This window comes from Promicromonospora sp. NPDC060271, from assembly GCF_042726755.1.
Classification (GTDB): domain Bacteria; phylum Actinomycetota; class Actinomycetes; order Actinomycetales; family Cellulomonadaceae; genus Promicromonospora.
The window spans coordinates 1-10,866 of the sequence record NZ_JBHXBG010000178.1 but is presented as its reverse complement, the minus strand read 5'-3'; the positions used below and the strand labels follow the sequence as shown (position 1 = coordinate 10,866).

Genomic DNA, 10,866 nt, shown 5'->3' with positions numbered 1-10,866 from the left:
GCTTCACCCGGAGACTCGGACAGGCGCTCTACTTCGCGAACCGCTATTTCCCGCTACTTCGCGGCCGCGCGGCCCTCAAGGAAGCTCAGGAGGGTGCGGACGCCCACGCCGGTGCCGCCGCCGGGCGTGTAGCCGTGCCCGCTGCCCTCGTTGAACGCGGGGCCTGCGATGTCCAGGTGGGCCCACGGGTGGTCGCCGACGAACGTCTGCAGGAACAGGCCGGCGTTGAGCATGCCGCCCCAGCGCGGTCCGGAGTTGGCGACGTCGGCCACCTTGGACTTGATGTTCGACTTGAGCTCCTCCGGCAGCGGCATCGGCCAGAACAGCTCGCCCGAGGTGTCGGCGGCGGCCTTGACCTCGTCGCGGACCGCGTCGGTGCCCATGACGGCGGAGGTGCGGTTGCCGAGCGCGACCATCTGCGCGCCCGTGAGGGTGGCGATGTCGAGCACGACGTCGTGGCCGTCCTCGATCGCGGACACGAGGCCGTCGGCCATGACGATGCGGCCCTCGGCGTCGGTGTTCAGCACCTCGACGGTCTTGCCGCCGTAGATGGTGATGACGTCGGCGGGGCGCTGCGCGTTGCCGCCCGGCATGTTCTCGGCCAGGCAGAGGTAGCCGGTCACGGCCACCGGCAGGTTCAGCCTGGCGGCGGCAACGACCGTGGACAGGACGGCGGCGGCGCCCGCCATGTCCGACTTCATCGCCTCCATGCCCGCGGCAGGCTTGATCGAGATGCCGCCGGAGTCGAACGTGATGCCCTTGCCGACCAGCGCCACCCTCCCGTTCGGCTTGGCCGGCGTGTAGGCGACCTTGACGAGGCGCGGGCCGCGCGACGAACCCTGGCCGACGGCGGTGAGCCCGCCGTAGCCGCCGGATGCGAGCTGCTTGTCGTCCAGGACGGTCACCTTGACGTGGCGGACATCCTTGGCGGCGGCCTTCGCCGCGTCGGCGAACGTGGCCGGGTACAGCTCGTTGGGCGCCGCGTTGACGAGGTCGCGGGCGGCGTGCACCGCCGCCGCGACGATCTCGGCACGCTCGGCGGCGACCTTGGCCTTCGCGTTCTTGTGCAGCGGCGTCAGGATCTCGAGGGCGGCGACCGGGTCCTTGCCGTTCTTGGCCGCCTTCGCGCCGTCCTTGGCGGTGTTGTCCTTGCCGGCGTCCTTGCCGGAGGTGCGGTAGCGGTTGAAGGCGTAGGCGCCCAGCAGCGCGCCCTCGGTCACGGCGGTGATCTCGTCGTCGTCGGACGCGGGCAGCGCGATGGCCGCCGACTTGAGGCCGGCCAGCTCGCGGGTCGCGGCACCGGCAGCGCGCCGCAGGGTCTCGGCGGCGAAGGTGCCGTCCTCGGCGCGCTCACCCAGCCCCGTCAGGACCAGGACGTCGACCGCGAGCTTCGGGCCCGCCGGGATCTTGCGGACCTCGTCGCGCGCACCGGTCACTCCGAGCTGTGGCGCGAGCGACTCGAGCTCGGTCAGCAGATCCGTTGGGAGCTGGTCGGACACGACGGCCACGCCGTCCGACGTCTGGGCGGTCGCCACCACGAGCACTTCGGCCTTCACGGCGGTGGGATTCTTGCTGGAGAGGGTAACGGAGGTCACGAGCCCGATCGTATCCCGCACCCCTGACGCGCTGTCCGGCTCCCGGTCCGCTGGGTCTTTCCTGGGTGTTCGTCCGGTTCGGGGCGGCGTCCGGCACTCGGATGGAGGCGCAGGTCACGCGCGATCCGATTGCCGCCCCGTAGGTGCCGCCGGGTAGTCTGCGGGACGTGATCCTTGCCCTCCTGCTCCTCGTGGTCGCGCTGTGCGTGGTCCTGGCCGGGTGGGCCGGCTGGTTCGTGGCACGCGACCGCGCGGTGATCCTGAACCAGCTCTGGGGCGGCGCCGTCATCGAGGGCCTCGTCCTGGTCCAGGGCGTCGTGGCGATCGTGCAGGGCGCCACGGGCGCCGGTGCGGACGACCCGCTGCTGTTCTGGGGCTACTACGCCACCACGCTGGTGATCCTTCCGGTCGCCGCGGCGTGGGCCTTCGCCGAGCGCACGAAGTGGAGCTCGGTCGTCCTGCTGGTGGCGTCCCTGACGGTCGCGTTCCTGCAGTGGCGGATGTGGCAGATCTGGATGGGGGCATGATGGCGCGAGCGGTGGCCGGACGGCGGACGGGGCAGGGCTTCGGCCGGGTCCTGGTGACCGTCTACGGGATCCTGGCGTTCGCGGCGCTCGGCCGCTCGTCCTACGAGCTGGTCGTGAAGTTCGGTGAGGCACCGGTGGCGTACTCGCTGTCGACCCTCGCCGCCGTCGTGTACGCAGTCGCGACGTTCGCCCTCGCGATCGGGACGCCCGCCTGGCGGACGGTCGCGTGGATCACAGTGGGTATCGAGGCCGTCGGCATCCTGACCGTCGGCGCGCTGTCGCTCGCCGACGAGCACGTGTTCGGCGAGTCGACCGTCTGGTCCGGGTTCGGCCAGGGCTACGGTTACGTGCCCCTTGTCCTGCCTTTCGTGGGGTTGTGGTGGCTGTGGCGGACGTCGCCCGGCGCATCCGAGGAGAGGACTGCATGAGCTGGCCGTACTCGTTGTTGTTCAACGCCGCCTTCCGTCGCATGGACCCGGAACAGGCGCACGAGCTCGCGTTCTCGCTGATCGAGCGCGCGGGCAACACACCGGTGCTGCGTGACCTCGTGCAGGGAGCCGTCGCCCCGTTCCTCGGCCAGCGCGCTGGCGGACCGGGCAGCGTGCGCCTCTTCGGCCGCGTGGTGCCTGCACCCTTCGGCCTGGCCGGAGGCTTTGACAAGAACGCGAGAGCGGTCCGTGGCCTGACGATGCTCGGCTTCGGGTTCGTCGAGATCGGCACGGTCACCGCACAGCCGCAGCCGGGCAACGAGAAGCCGCGCATGTGGCGCGAGCTCGACGTGCGCGGGGTGCGCAACCGGATGGGCTTCAACAACGAGGGCGCCGCGGCAGCGGCGGCCCGGCTGCGGAAGCTGCGGAGCACCGCGGCGGGCCGCGCGATAGTGGTCGGCGCCAACATCGGCAAGACCAAGGTCACGCCGCCGGAGGACGCCGCGGCGGACTACGCGACGTCGGCCCGGCTGCTGGCACCCTGGGCGGACTACCTGGTGGTCAACGTGTCCTCGCCGAACACGCCCGGCCTGCGCGACCTGCAGGCGACCGAGTCGCTGCGGCCCATCCTGCAGGCGGTGCGCGCCGCGGCCGACGAGGCGACCACCACGGGCTCCGCCGGGGCCGGCCGCCGCATCCCGCTGCTGGTGAAGATCGCCCCGGACCTCGCGGACGACGACATCGACTCCGTCGCCGACCTCGTGCTCGAGCTGGGGCTCGACGGCGTGGTCGCCGTCAACACGACGATCGGCCACGACCGCGGCCCGGGTGGCCTGTCCGGTCCGCCGCTGCTCGGCCGGGGTATCGAGGTCGTCGCCCGGCTGCGCAAGCGGCTCGGCGCGGGTCCGGTCATCATCGGCGTCGGTGGCATCACCAGGGCCGACGACGTCCGCGCCTACCTGCGCGCCGGAGCCGACCTGACCCAGGGCTACACGTCATTCGTCTACGAGGGGCCGCTGTGGGCGTCGCGGATCAACCGCGCGCTGACCCGGTCGGCAGGCTCGACGGCAAGTGGGAGGCTGGAGTGATCCGTCCGCAGTGGGAGTGGGCCCTCGACGACGCCGAGGGGCGTCGCCTGAGCGAACCCGTCACCCCCGTGTTCACGGCGCAGTACGACGCCGAGCAGTGGCTCGGCGAGCACTGGCGCGCGCTGGCCGAGGCCGGCGCGGTGCAGGCACGCCTGCTGCACGACGGCACCCAGGCCGCACCGAGCGTGGAGCTGCGAGTTCCGTGACCGCCCCGGACCGGCTCACGCCTGATCTGCTCACCCCGGACCAGGCGCGGGCGCGGTTCCGGGCCGGGCTGCGGGTGCCGACGTCGGGCTGGGCCGCCGGGTGGACGCAGGCCAACCTGATCGCCCTGCCCCGGGCCGAGGCGTACGACTTCCTGCTGTTCGCCCAGCGGAACCCGAAGCCGTGCCCGGTCCTGGACGTGACCGAGCCCGGCGAGACGTCGGCGTCGATCTTCGCCGGTGACCTCCGCACCGACCTGCCCGCGTACCGCGTGTACCGCGACGGCGAGCTCGCCGAGGAGCTCACCGACGTCACGCACCTGTGGCGCGACGACCTGGTCGCGTTCCTCGTGGGCTGCAGCTTCACCTTCGAGAGCGCGCTGCTGGACGGCGGTGTGCCCGTGCGCCACATCGAGGCCGGGTCCAACGTGCCGATGTACCGCACGAACCGGGAGTGCCGCCCGGCGGGTGCCCTGTCGGGCCCGCTGGTCGTGTCGATGCGGCCGGTCCCGGCGAGCCAGGTGGCGGACGCCGTCCGCATCACCTCCCGGTACCCCGCCGTGCACGGCGCCCCGGTGCACGTGGGTGACCCGGCCGCACTGGGCATCGCCGACCTGGCGGCCCCGGACTTCGGGGACGCGGTGGAGGTCCGCGACGGCGAGGTCCCCGTGTTCTGGGCGTGCGGGGTGACGCCGCAGGCCGCCGTGATGCGGTCGCGCCCGTCGTTCGCCATCGGCCACGCGCCCGGGCACATGGCGATCACCGACGCCCGGGACTCGAGCTACCTGGTGCCGTGAGTTGTGCCGTGGGCGCCGCGCCGGCGGCCCGCCACCCGTCCCCAGGCCCGGGCCAGGCGGGGCACGGCCTCGGTCAGCTCGGCGGGTGATCGGGTGAAGGTCAGCCGCACGTGCGAGGCGGCGCCCGCGTTGTCCGGCGTGAACAGCGGGCCTGCGGCGACGAGCGCGCCCTCCGCTGCCGCCGCTGCCGCGAAGGCCTGAGCGACGGGCAGGCCGAGGTCCACCCAGCAGAACAGCCCGCCGGGGGGCTCGGGCACGTCCCACGGGAACGACTCCCGGAGGCGGCCGACGAGCAGGTCGCGACGCTCGCGCAGCATGCGACGCCTGCCGACCATCACCTCGGCCCTGCGCCCGAGCAGCTCCGTCACGGCGAGCTGCTCCAGCACCGCCGTCGCGATGTCCGCGGACTGCCGCGCGCGGGCGAGCTGCGCGATCACCTGCGGATGCGCCCGGACCCAGCCGACGCGGAGGCCGCCCCAGAACGCCTTCGAGGCGGACCCCACCGACACCACGTGCGGCGACGTGCCGTCCCCCGCGAACGGAGGTGGTGTGCCGGAGCCCGACAGCCCGAGCTCGACGAGCGTCTCGTCGCCCACGACCGTGACGCCGTGCCGGTCGGCGATCTCCCGGACGGCCGCGCGCTCGTCGGCGGAGAGCACGGAACCGGTGGGGTTCTGGTAGTCCGGCACGAGGTACACGAGCCGTGGCCGGGCGCGCCGCACCGTCGAGGCGAGCAGGTCGACGTCCAGCGGCCCGGCGGGCACTCCGACGACCCGGCCTCCGGCGTCCGTCATGGCCTCCATCGCATGGAAGTAGGTGGGGGACTCCACCACCGCGCGGTCGCCTGGGCGCAGGTGGGTGTGCGCGAGCAGGGCGATCGCCTGCTGCGCGCCGGTCGTCACGAGGATCTCGTCGGCAGTGGTCGGCACACCGCGCTCGCGGTAGCGCGCCGCGACGGCCTCGCGCAGCGGGGCCAGACCGTACGGTTCGTAGCCGCCCGAGTCCAGGTAGGCGGGCAGCCCTTCCAGCGCACGGGTGAAGGCCTCGTGCAGCTCGGGCGGGGCCGGCGGCGTCGCCTGCCACAGGTCCAGGTGCCCGACGCCGGACAGGCCGAGCGCCCGCACGGCGCCCCGCAGGGTCTCGCCGGCCACCGGTGCGTCGCCGCCCGCCGGCCGGCCCGGAACAGGCCCGGTGGCGCGCTGCGGCAGCGTGGTGACGGTGCCCGAACCGACACGGCTCGTCGCGAAACCGAGCTCGCGCAGCCGCGCGTACGCGCCCGACGTCGTGGTGCGCGAGACGCCGAGCGCCGCCGCGAGCTCACGCTCGCTCGGCAGGCGGGTGTGCGGGGCCAGCGTTCCGGACAGGACCGCCGCCCGCAGCGCGTCGGCGAGGGCCAGGTACGCGGGTCCGCCCGCATGCCACGCGCCGAGCAGCCGGGCCGTCGTGGTGGGGGAGAGCTGACGCAGCACGGTGGGACTCGCGACGGACATGAGGCCACTCTTCTCCGATTGGCCATGGAAGACAAGGCCAATGGCGAGCACCATGGGTGCATGACCACGACCACCGGCCGACCGGCCGACCACGGAACGCTCCCCGCGACCGCACCCGAGGAACGGAGCCCCGCAGCCGTCCTGATGCACCCCGTGCGCCGGGTCACCCAGCTTCTGCTGGGCCTGGTCGGCTTCGGCGTCGCCACGGCGATGATGCTCTACTCGGGCCAGGGCGCGATGCCGTGGGCGGTGCTGGACCAGGGCATCGTGGACCGCACGGGCCTGGCCTACGGATGGGTGGTGCTCGGGATCGGGCTGCTGGTGATGCTCGCCTGGATCCCGCTGCGCCAGCGTCCGGGCGTCGGCACAATCGCCAACATCATCGTGATCAGCCTCGTGATCGACCCGGCCCTGTGGGTGCTGGAACGGCTGCTGCCCACCCCGGGACTCCCGGCCGGGATCGGCCTGGCCCTCGGCGGGATCGTGCTGCTCGGGGTGAGCACCGCCGCCTACGTCGGGGCGCGGTTCGGCCCGGGCCCGCGCGACGGGCTGATGACCGGCCTGGTGCAGCAGACCGGCTGGCCCGTCTGGCTGGTCAAGACCGGCATCGAGGTCGGTGTCGTGCTGCTCGGCGTGCTGCTGGGCGGGACGTTCGGGTGGGCGACGGTCGTGTTCGCCTTCGGTGTCGGCCCCGTCGTGCAGGTCTCCGCCCGGTGGCTCGCGCCGTCAGGCCTGACCGGACGCCACTGACGAAGACCTCAGCTTTGGTGGCGCCCGGGCGGGCGGGCCCCCACCATTGCGACATGACGAGCGACATGACCAGCGACGTGACCAGCAGCGGTGTCGAAGCCCCGCGCGCGGGGATTCGTGCCGTCCTGCCCGGGCCCGTGTCCCGGACCGCGTGCGGCCTGCTGCTCGTCGCGATCGTGCTCCGTACGACGGGCGACGTGGGCGCATGGGAGGAAGGGACGCGCACGGTGGCTCTCGTGGCGCACCTGTTGCTGCTGCCGTTCCTGGCACTGATGTTGTGGTCGGCGGCGCCGTCGTCCGGCGGGGTGCTGCGGCCGCGTCCCGTTGTCCTCACGCTGGTCGCGCTCGCGCTCGGCTACCTGGGCGACGTGTTCGTCACGACCGCGCTCTTCCCCGGGGTGTGGGACGCGCTGATGAGTGGCATGGAGCTCGAGGGACTCCTCTACATGGCGATGCTGAGCGGCGCGGTCCTCGCCCTGGCCCTGGTCGTCCAGGCCGTCGCGTTCCGCGGGTGGCTGGGCGCGGGACCATTGCGCTCGGCGGCGGACGTCATCTGCTGGGCCATCGGCGTGGTCGTGGCCGCGGTCCTGGTCGCAGGGGTCGCGCACGTGGACCTCGGCGACTACGTCGCGGGCGCGGTCGCCGCGGGCGCGGCCTGGGTCGCCGCGGTGTCCCTGCTCACAGTGGCGGCCTGGCGGGCCGACCGCCTCGCGGGCATCGGCGCGCTGCTCCACGTCGCGGCGGCGGCGATGCTGCTGGTCGTGACCACGGCGGGTGGGGTCGGCACCGCCATCGGCCTGCGCGCGGTGGTCGTGACCTACGTCGTCGGGCAGGCCCTGCTGGCCGCCGGCGTCCTGCGCAGGCTCCAGGGCGTGCCGGCGGGGGCCGACCGCCCGCTCTGACGTACGGGGAGGTGTTCCGGCGCTCGCGGCAGGGACGGGTCGGGCAAACCCGGGCGGTCGGCCGATAAACCTGCGAGCGTCGCCGTACGTGGTGGGGGGTATGAGCATCGACACCGAAGATGAGACCGACCGGGTCACCGAGCGCGCCACCGTGCGCGTGGCTCGGTCGCGTGACGACGACTTCGTCGCGTTCGTCGACACGGCGGGACCGTACCTCTACCGCACCGCGTACCTCCTGGCCGGCGACCGCCACCGGGCGGAGGACCTGGTGCAGACCGCGTTCGAGCGCACCTACCGCGTCTGGGACCGGGTGCGGGACCGCGAGCCTCGCGCGTATGCCCGGCGCGTCCTGGTGAACCAGCGCATCGACACGTGGCGGCACGCCCGGCGCGAGGTGATACCGGGCGACGACCACCTTCCGGTAGGGGCCGCCCAGGACAGCTCCGGAGAGGTGGGGTTACGGGACGCGCTCGTGCGGGCCCTCGCACGGCTCGCACCCCAGCAGCGGCGCGTCGTCGTGCTCCGGCACCTGCTGGACCTCTCGGAGGCGGACGTCGCGGCGGAGCTCGGCCGGAGCGTCGGCACGGTCAAGGCGACCAACGCCCGCGCGCTGGAACACCTGCGCGGCATGGTCGCGGGGGCCGACCTGGAGCTGGTCGACGCGCCGGTCGTGGACGCCGTCGGCGTGCTGCGCGGCAGCCGGGCGGCGCTGCGCCGCCGCCGGGTGGCGCAGGGCGCGACGTCGGGCGTCGCCGCGCTGCTCCTGGTGTGGTTCCTGCTGGGACCGGTGCGGGTGCCCGGCCTTGGCGACGTCGCCCTGCCGGGCAGCGAGTGGTTCCGGGAGGTCATGGGCATCGACCGGCTGCTCGAGAGCCCGGAGCCGGGGCCTGGCCTGACCGCCGCCCCGACCGTTCCCGCAGCGGAGGTGGAGCCGCTGCGCGAGACGTTCGCCGTCCTGGGTGACGACACCGCTACGGCGACACTCGCAGCGGACGGTTCGTACTTCATGGTCAAGACCTTCCCGGGGGTTCCGGGAACGCCCGACGCCATCGGTAGCTCGGTGGTCGAGGGCGTGGAGATCCAGGAGGACGGCATCCCGCACGCGGGCCAGTACCTGGAGTCCGGAACGGTCGACGGCCGCGCCGCCGTGATCCTCTCGGCCGTACGCCAGGGCGACCGGTTGGCCTGGGCCGAGTCGCCGGTGGTCGACGGCGGCGACCCGGCCGCCTGGGCGATCCGGACCTACCTGATCGGGGCCGCGCTGGCACCGGTAACGGTGGTCGAGCACGGCGCCGCCGACCAGCCGGGGGCCGACGAGATCCTCGGCGACCCGCTGGTCGGGCTCACGGCGGGCCGGGTCGTCTGGCTGTCCTCCGCTCCGGGGTCCGACGGCGAGCACGTGCGCACGGTCTCGGCGAAGGCCGTTGACGGCGAGGGCGACGAGCAGGTCGTCGCGACGGATGCGCTGACGTTCACGACCAACGACGACGAGGTGGTCACCACGACCGCGCAGAGGGGCACCGACGGTGTGGCGCGGTACGCCATCACGTCATACCGGGACGACGGGCGCACGGAGGTCATCCGGCCCGCGACCGTCGACGAGCCCGGGGGCGCCGCCGACCGGGGCACGAAGCTCGCGGCGTCCGACGGGCTCGTGGCCTGGAACGACGGCGCCGCCGTCCACGTGCTGGATCGGAGCACGGGACAGGAGCGGGTCTTCGAACCTGGCGCCGCGGGGGACGTCGTCACCTCGATCGACGTGGCCGCGGACGACCTGGTGTGGAGCACGACGGGTGACCACGGGAACGCCGTGTACCTGGTCGAGGACGCGCTCGGCGAGGGGCGGCCCCGCCTCCTGGACCGCGGCCCCGGTGCGGCGTCGGTCGCGATCGCCGGGGACCTCGTCGCCTGGCGGGTGGAGGACGTGGACGCCGGCACGGCGGCCCTGCACCGCGCCAGGATCGAGTGATGAAGGAGGGGGTCGATTCGATTCGACGGTTGTCATAGGGTGACGACATGGTCAACTACCGGTACCTCGGCAACAGTGGTCTCAAGATCTCGGAGATCACCTACGGCAACTGGCTCACCCACGCCTCGCAGGTGGAGAACGACGTCGCCACGGCGTGCGTCCGCGCCGCCCTCGACGCGGGTATCACCACCTTCGACACCGCTGACGCGTACGCCAACACGGCCGCGGAGCAGGTGCTCGGCGACGCGCTGAAGGGCGAGCGACGCGAGTCGCTGGAGATCTTCACGAAGGTCTACTGGCCCACCGGCCCCAAGGGCCCGAACGACGTGGGCCTGTCCCGCAAGCACATCATGGAGTCGATCAACGGCTCCCTGACCCGACTCGGCACCGACTACGTCGACCTGTACCAGGCGCACCGGTACGACGTCGAGACCCCGCTCGAGGAGACGATGCAGGCGTTCGCCGACATCGTGCGCCAGGGCAAGGCCCTCTACATCGGTGTCTCGGAGTGGTCCGCCGACCAGATCCGCGCCGGCGCCGCGCTCGCCAAGGAGCTCGGCTTCCAGCTCATCTCCTCGCAGCCGCAGTACTCCATGCTGTGGCGGGTCATCGAGGACGAGGTGGTGCCCGCCTCGAAGGAGGCCGGCGTCTCGCAGATCGTCTGGTCGCCCATGGCGCAGGGCGTGCTCTCCGGCAAGTACCTGCCGGGCCAGCCGGCGCCCGCCGGCTCGCGCGCGACCGACGAGAAGGGTGGAGCGCAGACGATCAGCCGCTTCATGACCGACGAGACGCTGACCGCCGTGCAGAACCTCAAGCCGGTGGCCGCCGAGCTGGACCTGTCGATGGCGCAGCTCGCCGTCGCGTGGGTGCTGCAGAACGACAACGTCGCCGCCGCGCTCGTCGGGGCGTCGCGTCCGGAGCAGGTGGCCGAGAACGTCAAGGCCTCGGGTGTGACCATCCCGGCCGAGCTGATGAAGCAGATCGACGAGGCGCTGGACGGCGTGATCGAGCGCGACCCGGCCAAGACCCTCGAGGGCATGCCGAAGAAGCGCCCGGCCTGACGCAGTGCGCTGAGCTGTCAGACGGCGCCGCACGTGTCAGACGTACAGGTCACCCT

11 protein-coding genes are annotated in these 10,866 nt (G+C 73.1%); 9 read left to right on the top strand and 2 right to left on the bottom strand.

All coding sequences use genetic code 11. From position 1 onward, the window contains the following. Nucleotides 1-53 precede the first annotated feature (53 nt). The gene (locus ACFWE2_RS21500) at nt 54-1,595 is read right to left on the bottom strand and encodes a leucyl aminopeptidase (RefSeq protein WP_377226245.1); all 1,542 of its coding nucleotides are present in this window, start codon (nt 1,593-1,595) and stop codon (nt 54-56) included. Nucleotides 1,596-1,762: 167 nt separating this feature from the next. Between ACFWE2_RS21500 and ACFWE2_RS21495 the strand changes: the two genes are divergently transcribed. Genes ACFWE2_RS21495 through ACFWE2_RS21475 form a run of 5 tightly spaced genes read left to right on the top strand, consistent with a single transcriptional unit; the run spans nt 1,763 to nt 4,638 of the window. Continuing rightward, nucleotides 1,763-2,122 (top strand): hypothetical protein, encoded by a 360-nt coding sequence (locus ACFWE2_RS21495; protein WP_116676056.1) that lies wholly within the window; start codon nt 1,763-1,765, stop codon nt 2,120-2,122. Beyond that, nucleotides 2,119-2,550: a hypothetical protein gene (locus ACFWE2_RS21490; RefSeq protein ID WP_377226244.1), complete on the top strand. Its 432-nt coding sequence runs from the start codon at nt 2,119-2,121 to the stop codon at nt 2,548-2,550. The genes ACFWE2_RS21495 and ACFWE2_RS21490 overlap by 4 nt, the downstream gene beginning before the upstream one ends. After that, on the top strand, nt 2,547-3,638 hold the full coding sequence (locus ACFWE2_RS21485) for a quinone-dependent dihydroorotate dehydrogenase (RefSeq protein WP_377226243.1): 1,092 nt from the start codon (nt 2,547-2,549) through the stop codon (nt 3,636-3,638). The genes ACFWE2_RS21490 and ACFWE2_RS21485 overlap by 4 nt, the downstream gene beginning before the upstream one ends. Next, complete coding sequence (locus ACFWE2_RS21480) at nt 3,635-3,844, top strand: hypothetical protein (protein ID WP_377226242.1); 210 nt, start codon at nt 3,635-3,637, stop codon at nt 3,842-3,844. The genes ACFWE2_RS21485 and ACFWE2_RS21480 overlap by 4 nt, the downstream gene beginning before the upstream one ends. Then, nucleotides 3,841-4,638: a putative hydro-lyase gene (locus tag ACFWE2_RS21475; RefSeq protein ID WP_377226241.1), complete on the top strand. Its 798-nt coding sequence runs from the start codon at nt 3,841-3,843 to the stop codon at nt 4,636-4,638. The genes ACFWE2_RS21480 and ACFWE2_RS21475 overlap by 4 nt, the downstream gene beginning before the upstream one ends. Here the strand turns inward: ACFWE2_RS21475 and ACFWE2_RS21470 are convergent. Next, entirely contained in the window at nt 4,623-6,128 is a 1,506-nt protein-coding gene (locus ACFWE2_RS21470; RefSeq protein WP_377226240.1) for a PLP-dependent aminotransferase family protein, read from the bottom strand. The genes ACFWE2_RS21475 and ACFWE2_RS21470 overlap by 16 nt on opposite strands. Nucleotides 6,129-6,188: 60 nt before the next feature. Between ACFWE2_RS21470 and ACFWE2_RS21465 the strand changes: the two genes are divergently transcribed. The 4 genes from ACFWE2_RS21465 to ACFWE2_RS21450 all read left to right on the top strand — a co-directional run bounded on the left by ACFWE2_RS21465 (nt 6,189) and on the right by ACFWE2_RS21450 (nt 10,810). Then, nucleotides 6,189-6,878 (top strand): YitT family protein, encoded by a 690-nt coding sequence (locus ACFWE2_RS21465; protein WP_377226239.1) that lies wholly within the window; start codon nt 6,189-6,191, stop codon nt 6,876-6,878. A 53-nt stretch (nt 6,879-6,931) separates the two neighbouring features. Beyond that, nucleotides 6,932-7,780: a hypothetical protein gene (locus ACFWE2_RS21460; protein ID WP_377226238.1), complete on the top strand. Its 849-nt coding sequence runs from the start codon at nt 6,932-6,934 to the stop codon at nt 7,778-7,780. Nucleotides 7,781-7,880: 100 nt separating this feature from the next. Next, nucleotides 7,881-9,749 carry a SigE family RNA polymerase sigma factor gene (locus ACFWE2_RS21455; protein WP_377226237.1) on the top strand — a complete coding sequence of 623 codons (1,869 nt, stop codon included), beginning with the start codon at nt 7,881-7,883 and terminating at the stop codon, nt 9,747-9,749. Nucleotides 9,750-9,796: 47 nt separating this feature from the next. Next, on the top strand, nt 9,797-10,810 hold the full coding sequence (locus tag ACFWE2_RS21450) for an aldo/keto reductase family protein (RefSeq protein WP_377226236.1): 1,014 nt from the start codon (nt 9,797-9,799) through the stop codon (nt 10,808-10,810). Nucleotides 10,811-10,866 lie beyond the last annotated feature (56 nt).

Excerpts from the sequence above, each read along its gene's own strand:
- ACFWE2_RS21490 (WP_377226244.1), top strand. The coding sequence starts at position 2,119 with ATGATGGCGCGAGCGGTGGCCGGACGGCGGACGGGGCAGGGCTTCGGC.
- ACFWE2_RS21485 (WP_377226243.1), top strand. The coding sequence starts at position 2,547 with ATGAGCTGGCCGTACTCGTTGTTGTTCAACGCCGCCTTCCGTCGCATG.
- ACFWE2_RS21470 (WP_377226240.1), bottom strand. The coding sequence starts at position 6,128 with ATGTCCGTCGCGAGTCCCACCGTGCTGCGTCAGCTCTCCCCCACCACG.
- ACFWE2_RS21465 (WP_377226239.1), top strand. The coding sequence starts at position 6,189 with ATGACCACGACCACCGGCCGACCGGCCGACCACGGAACGCTCCCCGCG.
- ACFWE2_RS21460 (WP_377226238.1), top strand. The coding sequence starts at position 6,932 with ATGACGAGCGACATGACCAGCGACGTGACCAGCAGCGGTGTCGAAGCC.
- ACFWE2_RS21455 (WP_377226237.1), top strand. The coding sequence starts at position 7,881 with ATGAGCATCGACACCGAAGATGAGACCGACCGGGTCACCGAGCGCGCC.
- ACFWE2_RS21450 (WP_377226236.1), top strand. The coding sequence starts at position 9,797 with ATGGTCAACTACCGGTACCTCGGCAACAGTGGTCTCAAGATCTCGGAG.